This window comes from Gulosibacter hominis (genome assembly GCF_904842695.1).
Classification (GTDB): domain Bacteria; phylum Actinomycetota; class Actinomycetes; order Actinomycetales; family Microbacteriaceae; genus Gulosibacter; species Gulosibacter hominis.
In genome coordinates, this window is sequence record NZ_CAJGWQ010000001.1 from 344335 (window position 1) to 362619 (window position 18285).

Here is an 18285-nt window from a genome sequence, read left to right on the forward strand (position 1 = left end):
CCTGTCATTTGCATGGCCGGCCCGTTTCGGTCGCCAACTGGTCTATTACGCCGGTTTCGCCCCAATCGACTTCACAAAACTGCCACGGTAATGCGTCGCGCAATCGCACCCGGCGAAATTTGCCGTTCGGAGTGCGCCACAGCCCGTATTCACGCGGGTCGAGGATGGGTGGTGGTAGCGGATCATCACGAAAAAACGTTCGCCACTGCGCCGGGGCAACGCCGATTGCGAGCACCGGCCGCTGCCGTGATTCGCGAGCCAGCGCCCCGTAGGTGCCCTGCCACTGCTCGGGATCTCCGATAAGCACCCGGGCACCGGACACCACTCGCACCTGCTCGCCCGGCGCTGCTGGCATCGCCGCCCCGGGTTTTGGCACCCCGCTGACATCGTGGCCGGCCTCCGCAAACCACTGTGATAGCCGATCGGTTTGGCGTGCCACCACGACGCAGCCGGATTGCGGCACTTCAAATGAACTGTGCCGTAGCACCGGCGCTCGTTGTTGCAATTCCGTTTCGCTGTGGCAGCTGTGTACCTGCACCAGCAGGTCGTGCCATCGGCCGCGGCCGGGCACAAAGCGCCCGCTGAAATGACGGGTTTCGCCCCCGTTCAGCAGCCACTCCTGTTTTGAGTGCGTTGCTAACCGCAACACTGCACTCATGAGTGAGCCCAGTCGCTGTAGTGACCCGTTAAGCCGCGTACTGGCAAACACCACACTGTGACCGCCCGGCTGCCGAAGTAACCGGGTGATGCGCTCGAGCAATTCGGTGCGGTGCGGTTCTTCAAGCTGCTGCTCAAGCGCATCCAAATCATCGATAAGTAGCAGGTCGCCGGCCGCACTGGCGGTTGGCAACTGGGCCAGAAGCTCGTAGGCATTTTCGGCGCTGTGCCCCACCCAGCGCACCGGCCGCCGCGCCGCGGCCGCCGCACGCGCCATACTCGCCAGCGCGGTCGACTTACCCGACCTCGGCGCTCCCACAATCAAGGCGTGGTCACCCGGTCTTGGTAGCTCAAGCTGCCACTGCCGCTGCTGCTCGGGTTGGTCGGCAGTAGCCCAAGTGGTGCCCCGCTGGGGAATATCGTTGCCGAGCGCTGGCTGCCAGGGGCGCACTATTTCGGGTAGGCACTCACTGCGCCGACGATGGTTTTCGCGGGCCGCAACCTCAGCAATGTCCACCGCGGTCGCTCGAGCCACCTGCGCGGTACCAACACTGCCGCTACCAATGCGATAGAGCATGCGCCCGCGCGGGGTGATGGGCAGTTCAGCCGCATCTTCGATACCGAGAAGCGTGCGTGAATCAATGGGCTGTTCCACGCGAAGGCTCAGGCGCAGGGCACAGTTTGCCAAAAGTGCTTCGCGAAACACCCCTGTGGGCCGCTGCGTGCACAGCACCAGGTGGATGCCGAGGCTCCGACCTCGCGACCCAATATCGGCGAACACTTCGGTGAGCTGCGGGTGATCGGTCACAAGCGCCTGGTATTCGTCGACAAACACCACCAGCCGCGCGAGCCGCCCCTGCGCCTCGGCAATATCTCGCACGCCCAGTTGCCGTAGGCAGTGCTCGCGGCGTTTGAGTTCTGCCTGCAGGCTGGCGAGAACACGCAGCGCTTCACCCTCGTCGAGATCGGTGACAATACCCACGCAGTGCGGCAATTGCTGCACCGCATCGAAGGTCGCCCCGCCCTTGAAGTCGAGGCAAAGAAACTGGCAGGATTCGGCGCTGTAGCGATCGGCAAGCGCGGTGACCCAGGCCACCAGCAGCTCGCTTTTCCCCGAACCGGTGGTACCGCCGATAACCGCGTGGGGTCCGTCACGCACCAGGTCAATTACCAGCGGCCCGGATGCTGCTATCGCAAATTGCGCCGCGAGTTCAGTGGCGCTCGATCCCGCTCCGCTGCCACACAGCATCGGGTTTAGTTCGCAGCTGTCGGGGATCGCTGCCTGACGTTCATCCGCCTGGCGCTGCGCCGGCACCACAACCCGCTGCAGCCACTGGCGAAGTTCGAGCACCCCGATTGTTTCGGCGCGAGCAGCCACCCGTTTGCCGTCGGGCCACTGCACCACGGCGCTGCCATCGGTGCGCACCATCAGGCTCACCGCATCCGGTAACGGGCCGCTGGCGGCAATCAAAAACGGTTCGGATGCATCCGGTCGATAGTGCCGCTGCCACTTCACCCGCACTCCCCAGCTGCGCAATTGCCGCGCCAGTGGATCGAACGCCTCACCCGCGAGGTTGATCGTTTTTCCAGGGGCGTGATGAGCCCGCTGCACGATAAGTGCATATGCGGCGCCGTACATGACCGATTCGGCACCGGTCACCGCAATGGCGGCTGCGGTCACCGCGAGTGGTGCCCCCGTAAGTTGCTGAGCTGCGCGCCGCACCCGTTCGCAATCGGGGTCGTCCTGACCGCTACCTTCGATTCGCAGCTCGCTCGGCACGGTCGTGGTTCCCACAACCACAGCGCCTTCGGTGTTCGGCAGCAGCTCGCAGGTCAGTAGATCGCGGGCAAGTGGATGCGCAGCACGGGCTCGGGCGCGAAGCCGTTGGTGTGCAGCAACCACTTCTGTCTCGACACGCTCAAGCTCGGCTTCGAACTCGGCGCGTTTGCGCCGCATCCGGCGCCGACCACCGATTTTTCGGTCAAATGTCTGGGCCAGCATTAGCACCGGCCCGAAAAGCATGAACATGAGCAAATACGGGCTGCCGATGACGAAAAATAGCGTGAGCCCAAGCACCATCGGCGCGATCATCGCGATTGCGGGAAGCTGCTGCGGTTCAGGAGGTACCGGTGCACTCGGAAGCCGGATGGGTGGTTCCACCGCGGCCGCCGGTGTTTCGGCAACCATACCTTCGGCTGGCTGCTCGTGGTGGTGACGCAGCACCAGTTCGCTCGTGGACTGTTCGAACTCGGCTGTGGCCGGATGCACTCGGGTAGCTGCTGCGGGCACGGTCACGTCAGCGGGTCGTTGGCGATCAGATCGTGCAGGTCAGCATCGCGCACTCCGCCGGCGCATCCGGTGCTGCCGATCCAACCCGGCAGCACCGCCCGCGCACACAGGTCATCAATTTCGATGGCGAGCGGGTGCGTCTGATCGCTGCGCAGCACCTGCTGTGCGTAATAGTCGGCGGCGGTGAGGTTTCCGCTTGCCCAGTGTGTCCAGGCGAGCACTGACAGCACATCAGCGCGTCGGTCATTTTCGAGATGCGCGGCCAGCTGTCGCAAAAGTCGCGTTGCCCGTTCACAGCGGTCGAGATCAACCGCTTCAATAGCCACCCGGTCGATGGCTGCCTGCAAAAAGTCGCTGGCGGCTGACCACTCCGAGGCTTCGTCGGTGTGTGGCGCATCCTCTTCGCGGCCGCACTGGAACCCCTGTGTCCACCACCCCTCGAGCGCTGCGTCTCCGGGCTGGCCCCGCTGTGCCCTCGAGTGCAGCAGGTAGACCGCGAGCAGCTCGTTCACCGCCTCTGCGCCGTATCCGATGTGGTGCAAGAGCAGACCGGTGAGCGCGACCGAGCGCAGCCCGCTGACGACCACCGCCAATCGCAGCACATATTCGTCGAGTTCTTCAACCGCCGCGGCCAGCTCGAGTTCATCCCAGGTTTCGAGCAGCTCAAACGGATGCAGGCGCGGCATCACCTCGTCAACCATGTGCAGCAGTTGAGCAAGTTCGTCACGTGCTTCGACAGCCGCGGGTTGAATTTGCAGTCGCGCTGTTGGCGATTGTGCCAGCAAATCGTGGTCGTGTTGCAGGCTTTCGATCGTGCCGCTTCGCGAGCCACCATATTCACACCAGCCATCGGATGCGTGCACCAATACGGTTGCCACTTCGATAGCCGTCACATCACAGACCGCGATCAGCGCCGCAATCAGCTTTTCGTAGGGTGTTTCATCGAGCCCGAGCGGGCGGTGCGTATAAATCGCGATTGCGACCTGGGTAATGTCGTGGAAGCGGGTGAGATTTGCGGCGACCGCGGCCGCATACATTTCAAATTCGTGTTCGAATGCGGGCAGGTCGATACGCATCACGGCACCACCGTATTTTTCGCTAAACGGCAGTACGACGAGCGATTCGACGGGCATGAACCCGCACAGTTCGGGGATTGTGGTCAGGACTTCAACGGGGTTGCGGAGGGTTCGCGTGTTGCTGTTCATGGCAGCAAAGCTAGGTGCCCGCACAGATGCGTGCCCGCGAAAAAGAGGTCTCTGGGGATAGTTGCGTGCGCAGCCACCTGTGGAAACTCAGTAGCGGGACCGGCCGAAACCGATCCCGCTACTGCGCATCAATCACTGCGAGCTAGTTGCTCGGCTGGTCGCCCTGCTGCGCACCGGGCTGCTGTCCCGGAGCTTGCGGCGATTGACCGTAGGGGGTTGAGGATGCCTGCTGGCCCGGCGCCTGGGTAGGCTGACCGCCATACTGCGGTTGGCCGGGCTGCTGCCCGTATGCCTGAGCCCCATAGGACTGGCTGCCGTAAGGCTGCTGGGGCTGAGCGCCCGGTTGCTGGCCGTAACCGCCAGCTTGGCCGTAACCGGGTTGGCCGGCATATGCATAAGCGCCGGCCTGCATCCCGCGGTTCGCCGCAGCCGCGCTGGGGCCGCTCATGAGGCCACCGGGCAGGCCGCGCCACTGGCTGCTGTCGAACGCAATGATGGCGTACCAGACAATTGGCAAGAAGATGAACAGCACGATCCAGGCGCCATCTTTTCCGAATCCCTCACCGATGCGGTAGGCCGCCATGACGATGAACACAACCGCGACGATGTTTGCAAACGGTACAAAGGTCAGCAGTGACAGCCAGCCCGGATATGCACCCGCTTCAAGGAATACCCACATGTTGTAGATGGGCACCCAGGCTTTCCAGCCCTCGATCCCCATTTTCGCGTAGATTTTCATCAGCAGCAGCGATGAAATCACATAGACGATAACGCCGAAAATGAGGATGAACGCGAACATCGAGGCGATGAGCGCGAAAAACCCACCTCCATACATGGCATCCAGATCAGTTCTCATTACGATTCTCCTTGCTCAGTCGAAGCAGTCGTTCAAAAGCTTAGAGATCGAGACTCCATCCCGGGTTAACTCGGAAGATTTTTTGCGAATATCCATCGCTCGGACTATGTCGATGCTTCCGGTCATCGACCAACCAGCCGACACACGAGGGCCGCGCTCAGTTCGGACGCACCACCACACGCACTTGCTGTTGGCCGATGTGTTCCACAACAAACTCGGGCTCGAGCGCTTCACGCAGCTCTTCGAGACTGGTGATGCGGTCATGGCGCTCAGCGAGTTTACGCACGAGCAAACCCTTCGCGCGCTTATTGAAGTGGTTGAGCGACCGGAACTCGCCGTTCGGCAGCGCCTCAACAACATCGGCCCAGACGGCATCGTCTCGGTCTGTGGGTAGCGGGCCGAGCGTCACGTACCCTTTTGACCGCAGATCGAGAATCGGGCCCTGATGTTCGGACAGATAGGCCGTTACGGCTTCGGACCAGCGTTCTCGCAGGGATGCGCCGGGCAGTTTGGAGTTATACGACAGCCGGTATGCCGCAATTGCTGATCCGGCGGAGACGGGCCCGTATAGCGCCGATTGAATCAGCACGTGACTGTCGAGCCACTGCCTGGCAGCGTCATCCAGCGAACCGGCATCAAGCGCGTCATAGAGCACTCCCGTGTACCGCTGCGCGGCCGGTTTCACTTCAGCGTTGAGAAGTTGGCGGTTTCTCGCGAGCTCTTTTTCGGCTTGACGAGCAGAAATTTTCAACGCTTTTGCGGCAAGCTCGGCATCACCCGAGCTCAATTCGATGAGATCGTCGCGCACCTTCTCACCGATGGCGCGCAGCTGAGGGTCGTCGGGCTGAATGTTTGTGGAAACGCGGCTACCGCCGTCCGATTTTGTTTCGGACGGCGGTAGCAGCAGGAGCAGTTGCGAGGTCACTCTGAAACGAGCGCCTCACCGGCGATGACCGTGACCTGGTCGCCAGCAACCGACAGGAACCCGTCGTCTGCCTGCGCCGTAATCTCGGTGCCGTCAACTGCTTTCACCCGCACCTCACCCTTCGCGAGGGCGGCGAGCACGGGGCTGTGACCGGGAAGAATACCGATCGACCCCTCGGTGGTGAAGGCCGAAACCATGGTGGCTTCGCCTTCCCACACCTGCTCGGTGGCGTTGGTGACGTTGACGTGCAGCGTGTTCGGTGCGGTCGCCATAAACTAGCCCAGTTCTTTCTGCAGTTCGGCGTACTTTTCGAGCACGTCCTCGATCGGCCCCACGTTGTAGAAGCACTGTTCGGGGATGTGGTCGAAGTCGCCGCGGCAGATCGCGTCGAATGCCTCGATCGTGTCCTTGACAGGCACGGTCGAACCCTCAACACCGGTGAACTGAATCGCGGTGTAGGTGTTCTGCGACAGGTACTGCTGGATACGGCGTGCGCGGGCCACAGTAATCTTGTCTTCTTCCGAGAGCTCGTCAACACCGAGGATGGCGATGATCTCCTGAAGCTCCTTGTTCTTCTGGAGGATCTTCTTCACCGTCGTGGCGACGCGGTAGTGCTCTTCACCCACGTACTGCGGGTCGAGGATGCGGCTGGTCGAGGCCAGCGGGTCGACCGCGGGGTACAGACCACGCGAAGCAATCGCACGCGAGAGCTCGGTGGTGGCGTCGAGGTGGGCGAAGGTGGTTGCCGGAGCCGGGTCGGTGTAGTCGTCGGCGGGCACGTAAATGGCCTGCATCGAGGTGATGGCGTGACCGCGCGTCGAGGTGATGCGCTCCTGGAGAATACCCATCTCGTCGGCCAGGTTGGGCTGGTAACCCACAGCCGAAGGCATACGGCCCAGCAGGGTCGACACCTCCGAACCTGCCTGGGTGAAACGGAAGATGTTGTCGATGAACAGCAGCACGTCCTGCTGCTGAACGTCACGGAAGTATTCCGCCATGGTCAGACCGGTCAGCGCGATGCGCAGACGCGTCCCCGGCGGCTCATCCATCTGGCCGAACACCAGGGCGGTCTTGTCGAGCACCCCGGCTTCTTCCATCTCGAAAATCAGGTCGTTACCCTCACGGGTACGCTCACCAACACCGGCGAACACCGACACACCACCGTGGTCGCGTGCCACACGGGTGATCATTTCCTGGATCAGAACGGTCTTACCGACACCGGCACCACCGAACAGACCGATCTTTCCACCCTGCACGTAGGGGGTGAGCAGGTCGATGACCTTAATACCGGTCTCGAACATTTCGGTCTTCGACTCAAGCTGGTCGAATGCCGGCGGGTCGCGGTGGATGGGCCAACGCTCGGTGATCTCGTAGGGCTCGGTGATCATCGAGTCGTTGAGCACGTCACCGGTAACGTTGAACACCTTGCCCTTGGTGACGTCACCAACGGGCACCGAGATGGGTGCGCCGGTGTCAACAACTTCCTGACCGCGAACGAGGCCGTCAGTCGGCTTCATCGCGATGGCACGAACCATGTCGTCGCCGAGGTGCTGTGCCACCTCGAGTGTGAGCTTGAAGGATTCCTCCCCCATGCTCACCTCGGTGGTGAGGGCGTTGTAGATGCCGGGCATCGCGTCGTGCGGGAACTCGATGTCGACCACCGGGCCCGTAACGCGAGCGATGCGGCCGACGCCGGCAGGCTTGGTACCTGCCTGCTGCTCGTACGTCGCATTCGTCGTCATGTGCATTCCTTTTTCTTCGTGGTTGGCGCGGGTTACGAAGCGAGCGCGTCCGCGCCGCTCACGATCTCAGTAATCTGCTGCGTAATTTCGGCCTGGCGCGCGTTGTTTGCCAGACGCGTGTAGTCACGCACCAGTTCTTTAGCGTTGTCCGATGCCGACTTCATTGCCCGCTGACGTGCGGCCTGCTCTGAGGCGGCCGAGTGCAGCATGGCATTGAACAGTCGCGCTTGGATGTAGACGGGCAGCAGCGCATCCAGCACTGCCTCCGGCGTGGGTTCGAACTCGTAAAGCGGGTAGAGCTCATCGTTCTGAGGCTCCTCGCCACCCTCTACAACCTCGAGGGGCAGCAGACGAACCACGGTGGGTTCCTGGCGCACCATGTTGATGAAGCGGTTGTAGATGAAGTGAATCTCCTCTACGCCGCCATCTTCATACGAGGTTGTAAACCGGTCCACCAGCTCTTCGCCGATTTCTTTGGCGGTGGTGAACTCTGGCTTTTCGGTCGAGCCGGTCCAGTCACGGTCGAAGCTGCGCTCACGGAAGGTGAAATATCCGACAGCCTTGCGGCCGACGAGATAGTAGACAACTTCCTTGCCCTGCTCGCGGAGCAGGGTCGTGAGCTCTTCGGCTTCCTTCAGCACGTTGTGCGAGAAGGCGCCGTTGAGGCCGCGATCGCTGGTGAAGAGCACGATCGCCGCACGGCGAACCTGCTCGGGCTCGGTGAGCAGCACGTGGTCGATGTCGTCGGCGTAGGTAGCCGCCGCCGACACTGCCTGCGTAACTGCACGGGTGTACGGGTTCGAAGCTTCCATGCGGGCGCGCGCCTTGTTGATGCGCGAGGTCGCGATGAGCTCCATAGCGCTCGTGACCTTTTGCATCGTCTGGGCGGATTTAATCTTCGCCCGATATTCGCGAAGCTGTGCTCCCATGGTTCTCCTGGTCTCTCAGTAACCCGGGTGGCGCCTAGCGGCGCTTCCCGGTAACGATCTGCTCCTGATTGACGTCTTCCTCGTCGGTTGCGTCAAATTCTTCGGTTCCGACCGAGAACAGCGGCTTACCGTCCGACTTCTGGAAGGTCTTCGAGAACTCGTCGATGGCTGATTCCATCGCCGACTTGGTTTCGTCCTCGAGCTTGCCGCTGTTGCGCAGGTCGTCGAGCACCGAGGTGTTGCGCTTGAGGTAGTCGAGCATCTCGGCTTCAAAACGCAGCACGTCCTCTACCGGCACTTCATCGAGCTTGCCGTTGGTACCGGCCCAGATCGAAACGACCTGTTCTTCGATGGGGTACGGCGAGTACTGCGGCTGGCGCAGCAGCTCGGTGAGGCGGGCACCGCGCTCAAGCTGACGTTTGGTTGCAGCGTCGAGGTCGGATGCGAACATCGAGAAGGCCGCGAGGTCGCGGTACTGGGCCAGCTCGAGCTTGAGCGTACCCGAGACCTTCTTGATGTGCTTGCGCTGTGCGGCACCACCAACACGCGACACCGAAATACCCACGTCAACAGCCGGGCGCTGGTTGGCAAGGAAGAGGTCAGACTGCAGGAAGATCTGACCGTCGGTGATCGAAATCACGTTGGTGGGGATGTATGCCGAAACGTCGTTTGCCTTGGTCTCGATGATCGGCAGACCGGTCATCGAACCCGCGCCGCGCTCATCCGAGAGCTTCGCGCAACGCTCGAGCAGACGCGAGTGGAGGTAGAACACGTCACCGGGGTAGGCTTCACGGCCCGGCGGACGACGCAGCAGCAGCGAAACTGCACGGTAGGCTTCAGCCTGCTTCGACAGGTCGTCAAACACGATGAGCACGTGCTTGCCGTTGTACATCCAGTGCTGACCGATTGCCGAACCGGTGTAGGCCGAAAGGTACTTGAAGCCGGCGGGGTCGGATGCGGGCGAAGCCACGATGGTGGTGTACTCGAGGGCGCCTGCCTCTTCGAGCGCACCGCGCACGGCGGCGATGGTCGAGCCCTTCTGACCGATGGCGACGTAGATGCAGCGAACCTGCTTGGTCGGGTCGCCCGACTCCCAGTTCGCCTTCTGGTTGATGATCGCGTCGATGGCGATAGCGGTCTTACCGGTCTGGCGGTCACCGATGATCAGCTGACGCTGACCGCGCCCAACGGGGATCATCGCGTCGATGGCCTTGATACCGGTCTCGAGCGGCTCGTGCACCGACTTGCGGTCCATAACGCCGGGGGCCTGGAGCTCGAGGGCACGGCGGCCTTCGATACCGGTGATTTCACCGAGGCCGTCGATCGGCTGGCCCAGCGGGTCGACCACGCGGCCGAGGTACCCCTCGCCCACCGGCACCGAGAGCACCTCGCCGGTGCGGGTAACTTCCATACCTTCGACGATGCCGCCGAAGGGGCCGAGCACGATGGCGCCGATTACGTCTTCTTCGAGGTTCTGCGCGAGACCGAGCGTACCGTCGGCGAAGCGAATGAGCTCGTTCGCCATTACCGAGGGCAGGCCCTCGATACGCGCGATACCGTCAGCAGCGCTGATCACCGTGCCGACTTCGGTCGCCGTCGCACCCTGCGGACGGTACGAGTTCGCGAATTCGCTGAGCGCGACGCGGATCTCGTCCGGATTGATCGTAAGTTCTGACATTTTCTTCCCTTGTCGTCGGGGCTAAGCCCCTAGGTTCTTCCCATGTTGTGGGGGCCGAGCCCCTCGGTCGTAACCGTTCGCTACGCGAGCTGAAGGCGGAGGTCGTGGATTCGCGCTGCGGCGGTGTCGTCGATGACCTCGTCACCGAGTTCCACACGCACCCCACCGATTACCGAGGGGTCGATGACCTGGTTGATAGCAACCGTGCGACCGAAGCGGGCAGACAGACCAGCTTCAAGGCGCTCAAGCTGCGACGCTCCAAGCGGGCGAGCAGTGGTCACCGTTGCTACCTGGCGGTTTGCCTGGTCAGCAACAGCGGCAATTGCTCGCTGCACAAAACGACGCGGACGGTGACCGCCGGGGTTACGCACGAGCGAACGCAGGATGCGTAGCGAGTCTTCGCCGAGTCGGCTGCCGAACAGTCGCTCAACCAGCTGAACTTTGGCTTCGGAGCTACCCAGGCGTGACCCGATTGTGAGTTCGAGTTCACCGTTGGAGGTGACCGTGTCGCTGAAGCTGTTCAGTTCGCTGACGAGCTGGGCGTGGTTCGAAGTGGCCTGCGCAACGGCGCGGATCGCGGCCTCTTGCACCGCTGCGGTGAATTCATCAGCACTTTCCCAGCGCTGCGCAACCGCGGTGTCGAGCACACGCTTGGCGCCTGCCTCAAGACCGGGGAACGCACGCTGAACGAGCGCCGACTTGTTTGCCGCATCCACGCCTCGAGCTGCGAGGTCGCCGGCCAGCTCACGGATGTTCGCGAGCGAATCGGCCACGTCGAACAGCTGCCGAGAGGCAGCTACATCACCGGGGCCAAAGCCGTCGACCTCGCGCTTGATGGCGACGAGGGCCTGATTGCTGGTCGTAGCCATTAGTTGGTCGTTCCCGCCTTCTGGTCGAGGTCGCTGAGGAACCGGTCGACGTAGGCGCTCGAACGCTGGTCGTCGGAGAGGTTCTCGCCAACCACGCCCGAAGCGAGGTCGAGGGCGAGCGCGCCGACTTCCTGACGCAGCGAGACCACTGCGGCCTGACGTTCGGCCTCAATCTGGTCCTTTGCCGATTTCGTCATGCGGTCGAGCTCAACCTGGGTCTCCTGCTTCTTCTCGGCCTTAATGGCCTCGCCCTCGGCACGTGCCTTTTCGCGGATTTCAGCCGCTTCGGTACGCGCTTCGGCCAGGAGCTGTTCGTACTCATCCTTGCGAGCATCGGCTTCGGCCTGCACGGCCGCTGCCTTTTCGATACCGCCTTCGATCTTGGCGGCACGCTCGTCGAGAGCCGAGTTCAGCTTGGGAAGGACGAACTTCCAGAAGAAAAGCAGGAGCACCACGAGCACGACAAGCGACCAGAAGATGTCGTATGCCGCCGGGATCAGCAGGTCCGGCTGCCAGCCGAACTTCTCGCCGTTCTCGGCTGCGAGAATGATGTCGTAGTTCATGATGCTCACTCCGGAATCGTCTTACGCGCCGAAGATGAAGGGGGTGGCGATACCGATGAATGCGAGCACCTCGGCGAATGCAATACCGAGGAACATCGTGGTCTGCAGGCGGCCGGCCATCTCGGGCTGACGAGCCATCGCCTCAACGGTCTTACCAGCGATGATGCCGATACCGACGCCGGGGCCGATGGTTGCGAGGCCGTAGCCGACGGTAGCGATGTTGCCGTTGATCTCGGCGAGAGTGGTGGTGTCCACTAGGGGTTTCCTTCCGGTTGGGCGAGGAGGCCGGTTGGCCTCGACGTCTTACTGGTGATTAGGGGATCAGGGGTTTTTATTCGTTCGCGAACGCTAGTGCGATTTCGCGACCGAAAGCTGGATGTAGCTGGTGGTCAGCAGCGCGAACACATAGGCCTGCAGTACCGAGACCAGCAGCTCCATGAGGGTCATGATGAACGAGCCGGCGAGGGTGAACACACCCATCACGCTCCACATGTTCATCAGACCGACAAAGAACGCGGTGGCTGAGAAGGTGATGACCAGCAGCAGGTGACCAACCATCAGGTTGAGCATGAGTCGCAGGGCGAGCGATACCGGGCGCACCAGGAAGGTGTTCACCAGCTCAATCGGGGTGAGCAGGATGTAGAGCGGCCAGGGCACACCTGCCGGGAACAGCGCGTTGCGCAGGAAGGTCAGACCGCCAGCCTCGCGGAAGCCTGCGTAGATAAAGACCACATAGGTGGTGAGCGCCAGTACGAGCGGCATACCGAACAGACCGTTACCCGAAATATTGAGGAACGGAATCGCGGTGGTCAGGTTCATGAAGAGGATGCCGAAGAACAGCGTGAGGATGTACGGCAGGTACTTTTTACCGATGCGTTCGCCGAGCATGTCGTAAACGATCTCGTCGCGAACGTAACCGACAGCTAGCTCAATGATCGATTGGCCGCGCGAGGGAACCACCTTCGGTTTCCGCAGCGCGAGCCAGAACAGGAGCATGAGCACGACAACGGCAATCAGCCGCACCATAATGACGCGGTTGATTTCGAAGATCGTGCCGTCAAACAGCAGTGCCGGTGGGAAGAATTCTTCCTGAACGGTCGGTGCACAGTACTCGCCTTCGGGGCAGTTTGCTGATGCAGCGAAGATGCCGGTCAGATTCAGGGCAGTCGGGAACAGCGCGATCTCCTGTCACTGGGCGCGAACCGATCGGGCTCGCGAAGTCTGGCAAGGCGGTGTCGAATTTTGCGCTTGGCGCGATTCACACCGACTGTCCAACTCTATCAGGAAATACTCCGGTTCGAAGTGCAGTGGTGTGTCCGTGTTGGTGAACGATTGGCGAAACATTTGCCGGTTTTAACTACTCACCGGGCAGTTTGATATCGCTCATTGCACCGAGACGGCTGCTTGCAACCACGAGCAGGTCAATAGTCAGGTGGCCGATGATGGCGACAACCATGCACGACCACAGCATCCAGTCGTGGGTGAAATCGAGCTGCTTGACGATTGCGAGCACGCCGAGGAACACCAGCAGCTTCAAAATCCAGGCGCCGAGGATGATGCCCATAAACATCACCGCATCAAACCGAGCCGCGAGGATCACCGAGACCACCGTCACACCGGTGAACAGCATCGCCAGGAGCGCGGCGACGACTGCCGACCACACCCCGGCCCATCCGGCGACAAACCAACCGACAATGCCGCCCACCACCGCGATTGCCGCGGTGAGCACCAGCGACCAGCGCAGCACGCGCTTCATCACCGGCACGCTGGCGGGTTGATTCGTTGAGGTCATGAGTCATTCTCCTTGGTTTCTGCGGCAGTGACAATTTCGGTGACAGCTGAGCCGTCGGATTCGACATCACCGGGTTCAGGTTCGGCGACCGGTTTGTTTGTCGGTGCCGAAACATCCGATTTAGATTCTTCGTCGAGCAGCTTTCGAATTCGATTTCGCAGCGCAAGCGGCGCGGCTTGCGCGCGGCGAACACGGTCTGATTCCGACTCACCCAGCGCATCCAGTGGATCAAATTCGTCATCATCATCGCCATACGGTGATAGCTGGGCCATTTTTTCGAGCCGTTTGCGACGGCTGGCAATTGGCGAGACTGTCACCGCGACGCACAGCGTCAACCCCACGACGAGGAACGTTCCCCAGGCCCAAACACTTGGTGCGACGAACGCGATCAGCGCGGTCACTGCGATCACACTTGCCCAGGCATAAAACACCAGCACCGCCCGGCGCTGGGTGTGCCCCATGTCGAGCAGTCGGTGGTGCAGGTGTTTGCGATCGGCGCTGAACGGTGATTTACCAGCGGCGAGTCGACGGATGACCGCCATCGTGAAATCGACAATGGGCACAATCAGCACAGCGAAGGGGAAGATCAGCGGCATGAAGGCCGGGAAAAGCTCGTTACGGTTGATCGCCACGGGGTCGACCTCGCCGGTGACCGCAATAGTTGAGGACGCCATCAGCAGACCCACCAGAAGTGCTCCGCCATCCCCCATAAACATTTTGGAGGGGTTCCAGTTCCACGGCAAAAATCCCAAACACGCACCCACCAAAATTGCCGAGAGCAGCGCCCCCAAACCGAAGCGGCTGGTTTGCAGCTCTTCAGTGAGCAGATAGGCATAGATCAAAAACACACCGTTCGCGATGATCGTAACCCCGGCTACTAGCCCGTCGAGCCCGTCAATGAAGTTCACCGCGTTCATCACCAGCACGACCGCCAGCACCGACACCAGCACCGACAGCCACTGCGAGGGCACGAGCACTCCCCCGACCGGCAGGGTGGTGATCGCCACACCCGAGAAGGCCAGCACCACACCACCGATCATCTGCACGCCGAGTTTCAGCATCCAGTCGAGATCAACAAAGTCGTCGATCACGCCCATCACCACGATGATGGTGGCGGCACCGATGATGCCCCACATCCGATCGGGTGCAGCGTAGACAATGTCGAACCAGCTGATTTGCGAGGCAATCGCGAGTGATACCAGAACGGCAATGAACATGCCGATACCACCCAGCCGGGGTTTTGGTTTGCTATGCACATCGCGTGACCGCACCGGTGGATACCAGCGGTGCCGCATCGCGAGTCGATATACCCCGCCACAGGCGAGAAACGACACCGCGGCGGTAATGACGATGATCAGTGCATAAAAACGCACGCTGGCTGGGCCCTATGCTTCGATGGCCGGAGACACTGTTTCCGACGGTTCGGTGGCTGACGGTGACGCGGCCCTATCGGCCGCTTCGGCGGTGGTCTCGTCGGGCGCCAGCAGATCGCCGAGCTGTTCGGCGAGTAGTTCCCGCGATAGCGCTCCCTGGCGCACGATGCGCGCGGGCCGAGGTGGTGTTTCGCACAGCGCGGTGGCGTCGAGAATGGTCGAGGCGACTCCCCCAACCTCACCTGCATCGAGAAAAATATTCACCGCGTCCGAAAGCTGCTCCACCGCAGCTTCCGCGGTGGCGGGTGCGGGCTTACCGTGCTTATTGGCGCTCGACACCGCCAACGGACCGGTTTCGCGCAGCAGTTCGAGTGCCAGCGGATGGTTTGGGATGCGCAGCGCGACCGTGCCGCGAGTGTCGCCTAGATCCCATTGCAAGCTCGATTGGGCCGGCAAAATCACCGTGAGCGGCCCCGGCGCGAACTGATCAAACAGTTCAATCACCGGCTGCGGGATCTGCTCGGCAAGTGCTTGCAGGGTGGCCACTGAGGCTGCCAGCACCGGCGGTGGCGCTTGCCGGGTGCGTTCTTTTGCCGCCAAAAGCGCCGCTACCGCATCGGGGTTGAATGCATCGGCGGCGATGCCGTACACCGTATCGGTGGGCAGGACAATCACTTCGCCGCGACCAAGCGCCATGCGGGCCTCGCGCATCCCCGAAAGCAGTTGTTCGGGCTGCGACAGGTCAAATACTTGCGACATGATGACGCTAGTCTAACCGTGACTTTGCCGAGGTGATGCGCTCTCGACCCGTTAGGTCGGGGTAAGTTTGTGCCTGCTGCAGGCCGGCCGCGACAAATAGCTCGCGGATGAGCTCCCCCTGCTGCTCGGTGTGTTCCACAAGAATGCTGCCACCCAGCCGCAGCAGGCGGGCCGCGTCCGCAGCCAATTGACGAATATCATCAAGCCCATCGCTGCCGGAATACAGCGCGGTTTCGGGGTCAAACAGGCGCACCTCGGGATCCCGCGGAATTTCACGATCGGGCACATAGGGCGGGTTCGATACCAGGACATCGACCGAGCGACTCGGCAGCCCGGCGAGCAACCGGTGCCAATCACCAAAGTGTGCGCGCACCTGCGGCGCGATCCGCTTCAGGTTTTGTCGCAGCCAGGGCCAGGCGTACGGTGACGATTCGACCGCGGTGACTCGCGCTTCCGGTAGCTCGACCGCAATCGAGGCGGCAATCGCACCCGTTCCCGATCCGAGATCGTAAATCACGGGTGCATCCCCGCAGTCACGTGCCGATTTAATCGCGAGCGTCACGAGCGTCTCGGTTTCTGGACGCGGAATAAACACTCCCGACCCCACCTCAAATTCGTGCCCGTAAAACCCGGCCGTGCCGGTGAGATATTGCAGCGGGATGCGGCGAGCACGCTGCGCGGTAAAGCTGCGGATGCGCTGCACCTGCACCGGTGTGGGCCGGCGGCCGAGCAGTCGGGCTAGTTCGAGATCGCCACGGCTGCGTTCGAGGGCTGCGGCGATGGTGATTTCGGCTTCATTGGGTGCGAGCCCGGCGGGCACCAGTATTTGCCGCGCCTCAGCGACGAGTTCGTCAAGTGTCGGGACGGGATCGGATACAGGCATGGCCATATTTTCGCAGGCCGAATCGCTGCACCGTTCGGCAACGTGACTCTGCGTGACATTTCGAACGCAAAAAACAGTTCTGTTTGCAACTATATGGGGACACAAAAGAAAGGTGACCCCCATGGCAGCGCTTTATCGCGACATTACCGAGACCATCGGCGATACTCCGCTGGTACGACTCAACCGCGTCAACGAGACCGACGCCAATATTCTGGCCAAGCTCGAGTTTTTTAATCCCGCTTCGAGTGTGAAAGACCGTCTCGCCTGGGGCATCATCCGGGCCGCGGAGCGCTCGGGGCAGCTTCAGCCCGGCGGCACCATCATTGAGGGCACCTCGGGTAATACCGGTATCGCCCTGGCCGCGATTGGCGCGGCCCGCGGCTACCGCGTAATTATTGCCATGCCCGAGACCATGTCGGTCGAGCGTCGCCAGATTATGCGCGCGCTCGGTGCTGAACTCGTGCTCACTCCCGGCAGTGAGGGGATGCGCGGCGCGGTCGCGAAGGCACAGCAGCTGCGCGACGAGATCGAGGGGTCGATCCTCGCCAACCAGTTTGAAAACGAGGCCAACACCGAAATCCACCGCGAAACCACCGCCGAGGAAATCTGGAATGACACCGACGGTGAGGTTGATGTGGTGGTCGCCGGTGTGGGTACCGGTGGCACCATCACCGGTGTGGCGCAGGTGTTGAAACAGCGCAACCCCGAGGTGCGCATCGTCGCGGTCGAGCCGGTCGATTCGCCGCTTTTGAGCGAGGGTAAGGCGGGCCCGCACAAAATCCAGGGCATCGGCGCGAACTTCGTGCCCGAGGTGCTCGAGCGCGACCTGATTGACGAGGTCATCCCCGCATCACTGGATGACTCGGTGCGTGTCTCTCGTGATGTGGCCGCTCGCGAGGGTATTTTTGCGGGTATTTCTGCCGGTGCAAACCTTTGGGCTGCGCTGCAGGTGGCAGCTCGCCCCGAGTATGCTGGCAAAAACATTGTGGTGATCGTGCCCGACACCGGCGAGCGCTACCTGTCGAGTGTGTTGTTCGACGATCTTCGCGCCTCGAACGAAAGCTAAGTATGCTTGCTTCTCCCCGCCGCCCGCACTCCGCGATGCCCCGCCGTTCGCGCGCTGATGAGTTTTTTCGACGCGTGCGCGAGGACATTTTTGCGGTGCAGCGGGGAGATCCCGCAGCGCGCAGCAAGCTGTCGATTGTGATTAATTATTCGGGCTTGCACGCGCTGTGGCTGCATCGGGCCGCCCACGCACTGTGGCAGCGCCCCGGTGGCAAGCTACCGGCACGAATGCTCTCGCAGTTTTCGCGCTTTTTGACCGGGATTGAAATTCATCCGGCCGCCCGCATCGGCCGCCGGTTGTTCATCGATCACGGGATGGGCGTGGTGATTGGTGAAACCGCGGAGATTGGTGACGATTGCGTCATCTATCACGGCGTCACCCTCGGGGGCGTATCGACCAAGCAGGTAAAACGCCACCCGACCATCGGCGACCGGGTATTGATCGGCGCCGGTGCGAAATTGCTCGGCCCGATCACGATCGGTGACGATTGCCGAGTGGGCGCCAATGCGGTGGTGAATAAGGATGCACCGGCAAACTCGCTCGTGGTGGGCATCCCTGCAAAACCGCGCCCTCTCAGGCCTCGCGCGCACAGCGAACACCGTCCGATCGTTCCCGATTCGTGGGTCATCTAGCGACCAGCAACCCAACCGACAGCAAAGTGGCCACGGTTCCGAATGGTTCCGTGGCCACTTTTGTGT

Annotated in this window: 18 protein-coding genes; 2 read left to right on the forward strand and 16 right to left on the reverse strand. The window is 61.8% G+C overall.

Going from position 1 to position 18285, the window contains the following annotated elements:
• Window positions 1-4: 4 nt before the first annotated feature.
• From JMV54_RS01590 to prmC, 16 genes are all read right to left on the reverse strand, one after another.
• A complete protein-coding gene (locus JMV54_RS01590) occupies window positions 5-2953 on the reverse strand; it encodes an FtsK/SpoIIIE domain-containing protein (RefSeq protein WP_201517114.1) in 2949 nt (982 codons plus the stop codon).
• Window positions 2950-4152 (reverse strand): DUF4192 family protein, encoded by a 1203-nt coding sequence (locus JMV54_RS01595; protein WP_201517115.1) that lies wholly within the window; start codon window positions 4150-4152, stop codon window positions 2950-2952. The genes JMV54_RS01590 and JMV54_RS01595 overlap by 4 nt, the downstream gene beginning before the upstream one ends.
• A 142-nt stretch (window positions 4153-4294) precedes the next feature.
• Complete coding sequence (locus tag JMV54_RS01600) at window positions 4295-5008, reverse strand: DUF5684 domain-containing protein (RefSeq protein WP_201517116.1); 714 nt, start codon at window positions 5006-5008, stop codon at window positions 4295-4297.
• 157 nt (window positions 5009-5165) lie between these two features.
• Window positions 5166-5933, reverse strand: a complete 768-nt coding sequence (locus JMV54_RS01605; RefSeq protein ID WP_201517117.1) for a YaaA family protein — start codon at window positions 5931-5933, stop codon at window positions 5166-5168.
• Complete coding sequence (locus tag JMV54_RS01610) at window positions 5930-6205, reverse strand: F0F1 ATP synthase subunit epsilon (protein WP_201517118.1); 276 nt, start codon at window positions 6203-6205, stop codon at window positions 5930-5932. The genes JMV54_RS01605 and JMV54_RS01610 overlap by 4 nt, the downstream gene beginning before the upstream one ends.
• 3 nt (window positions 6206-6208) lie before the next feature.
• Window positions 6209-7675 carry a F0F1 ATP synthase subunit beta gene (gene atpD, locus JMV54_RS01615; protein WP_201517119.1) on the reverse strand — a complete coding sequence of 489 codons (1467 nt, stop codon included), beginning with the start codon at window positions 7673-7675 and terminating at the stop codon, window positions 6209-6211.
• A gap of 32 nt (window positions 7676-7707) precedes the next feature.
• Window positions 7708-8604, reverse strand: a complete 897-nt coding sequence (locus tag JMV54_RS01620) for a F0F1 ATP synthase subunit gamma (protein ID WP_201517120.1) — start codon at window positions 8602-8604, stop codon at window positions 7708-7710.
• A gap of 34 nt (window positions 8605-8638) precedes the next feature.
• Window positions 8639-10282 (reverse strand): F0F1 ATP synthase subunit alpha, encoded by a 1644-nt coding sequence (atpA, locus tag JMV54_RS01625; protein ID WP_201517121.1) that lies wholly within the window; start codon window positions 10280-10282, stop codon window positions 8639-8641.
• An 80-nt stretch (window positions 10283-10362) separates the two neighbouring features.
• Window positions 10363-11151 (reverse strand): ATP synthase F1 subunit delta, encoded by a 789-nt coding sequence (atpH, locus tag JMV54_RS01630; protein WP_201517122.1) that lies wholly within the window; start codon window positions 11149-11151, stop codon window positions 10363-10365.
• The gene (locus tag JMV54_RS01635) at window positions 11151-11714 is read right to left on the reverse strand and encodes a F0F1 ATP synthase subunit B (protein WP_201517279.1); all 564 of its coding nucleotides are present in this window, start codon (window positions 11712-11714) and stop codon (window positions 11151-11153) included. The genes atpH and JMV54_RS01635 overlap by 1 nt, the downstream gene beginning before the upstream one ends.
• 21 nt (window positions 11715-11735) lie before the next feature.
• Window positions 11736-11969 (reverse strand): ATP synthase F0 subunit C, encoded by a 234-nt coding sequence (gene atpE / locus JMV54_RS01640; protein ID WP_201517123.1) that lies wholly within the window; start codon window positions 11967-11969, stop codon window positions 11736-11738.
• A 93-nt stretch (window positions 11970-12062) separates the two neighbouring features.
• Window positions 12063-12896 (reverse strand): F0F1 ATP synthase subunit A, encoded by an 834-nt coding sequence (atpB, locus tag JMV54_RS01645; RefSeq protein WP_332106859.1) that lies wholly within the window; start codon window positions 12894-12896, stop codon window positions 12063-12065.
• 175 nt (window positions 12897-13071) lie between these two features.
• A complete protein-coding gene (locus tag JMV54_RS01650) occupies window positions 13072-13506 on the reverse strand; it encodes a Cg1360 family ATP-synthase-associated protein (protein WP_201517124.1) in 435 nt (144 codons plus the stop codon).
• Window positions 13503-14879 (reverse strand): MraY family glycosyltransferase, encoded by a 1377-nt coding sequence (locus JMV54_RS01655; RefSeq protein ID WP_201517125.1) that lies wholly within the window; start codon window positions 14877-14879, stop codon window positions 13503-13505. The genes JMV54_RS01650 and JMV54_RS01655 overlap by 4 nt, the downstream gene beginning before the upstream one ends.
• 12 nt (window positions 14880-14891) lie before the next feature.
• Window positions 14892-15638 carry an L-threonylcarbamoyladenylate synthase gene (locus JMV54_RS01660; RefSeq protein WP_201517126.1) on the reverse strand — a complete coding sequence of 249 codons (747 nt, stop codon included), beginning with the start codon at window positions 15636-15638 and terminating at the stop codon, window positions 14892-14894.
• Window positions 15639-15645: 7 nt separating this feature from the next.
• Window positions 15646-16521, reverse strand: coding sequence for a peptide chain release factor N(5)-glutamine methyltransferase (prmC, locus tag JMV54_RS01665; protein ID WP_201517127.1), 876 nt, complete (start codon window positions 16519-16521; stop codon window positions 15646-15648).
• Between the two features lie 121 nt (window positions 16522-16642).
• Here prmC and cysK point away from each other — a divergent pair, with 121 nt between their 5' ends.
• Window positions 16643-17587, forward strand: a complete 945-nt coding sequence (cysK, locus tag JMV54_RS01670; RefSeq protein ID WP_201517128.1) for a cysteine synthase A — start codon at window positions 16643-16645, stop codon at window positions 17585-17587.
• A 2-nt stretch (window positions 17588-17589) separates the two neighbouring features.
• The gene (gene epsC, locus JMV54_RS01675; RefSeq protein WP_420842072.1) at window positions 17590-18219 is read left to right on the forward strand and encodes a serine O-acetyltransferase EpsC; all 630 of its coding nucleotides are present in this window, start codon (window positions 17590-17592) and stop codon (window positions 18217-18219) included.
• The last annotated feature ends 66 nt before the right edge of the window (window positions 18220-18285 follow it).

What these genes read in the sequence shown, in the direction of transcription:
- JMV54_RS01595 (WP_201517115.1), bottom strand. Translation starts at nt 4,152, where the DNA reads ATGAACAGCAACACGCGAACCCTCCGCAACCCCGTTGAAGTCCTGACC.
- JMV54_RS01600 (WP_201517116.1), bottom strand. Translation starts at nt 5,008, where the DNA reads ATGAGAACTGATCTGGATGCCATGTATGGAGGTGGGTTTTTCGCGCTC.
- JMV54_RS01610 (WP_201517118.1), bottom strand. Translation starts at nt 6,205, where the DNA reads ATGGCGACCGCACCGAACACGCTGCACGTCAACGTCACCAACGCCACC.
- atpD (WP_201517119.1), bottom strand. Translation starts at nt 7,675, where the DNA reads ATGACGACGAATGCGACGTACGAGCAGCAGGCAGGTACCAAGCCTGCC.
- JMV54_RS01620 (WP_201517120.1), bottom strand. Translation starts at nt 8,604, where the DNA reads ATGGGAGCACAGCTTCGCGAATATCGGGCGAAGATTAAATCCGCCCAG.
- atpA (WP_201517121.1), bottom strand. Translation starts at nt 10,282, where the DNA reads ATGTCAGAACTTACGATCAATCCGGACGAGATCCGCGTCGCGCTCAGC.
- atpH (WP_201517122.1), bottom strand. Translation starts at nt 11,151, where the DNA reads ATGGCTACGACCAGCAATCAGGCCCTCGTCGCCATCAAGCGCGAGGTC.
- JMV54_RS01635 (WP_201517279.1), bottom strand. Translation starts at nt 11,714, where the DNA reads ATGAACTACGACATCATTCTCGCAGCCGAGAACGGCGAGAAGTTCGGC.
- JMV54_RS01650 (WP_201517124.1), bottom strand. Translation starts at nt 13,506, where the DNA reads ATGACCTCAACGAATCAACCCGCCAGCGTGCCGGTGATGAAGCGCGTG.
- JMV54_RS01660 (WP_201517126.1), bottom strand. Translation starts at nt 15,638, where the DNA reads ATGTCGCAAGTATTTGACCTGTCGCAGCCCGAACAACTGCTTTCGGGG.
- prmC (WP_201517127.1), bottom strand. Translation starts at nt 16,521, where the DNA reads ATGCCTGTATCCGATCCCGTCCCGACACTTGACGAACTCGTCGCTGAG.
- cysK (WP_201517128.1), top strand. Translation starts at nt 16,643, where the DNA reads ATGGCAGCGCTTTATCGCGACATTACCGAGACCATCGGCGATACTCCG.
- epsC (WP_420842072.1), top strand. Translation starts at nt 17,590, where the DNA reads ATGCTTGCTTCTCCCCGCCGCCCGCACTCCGCGATGCCCCGCCGTTCG.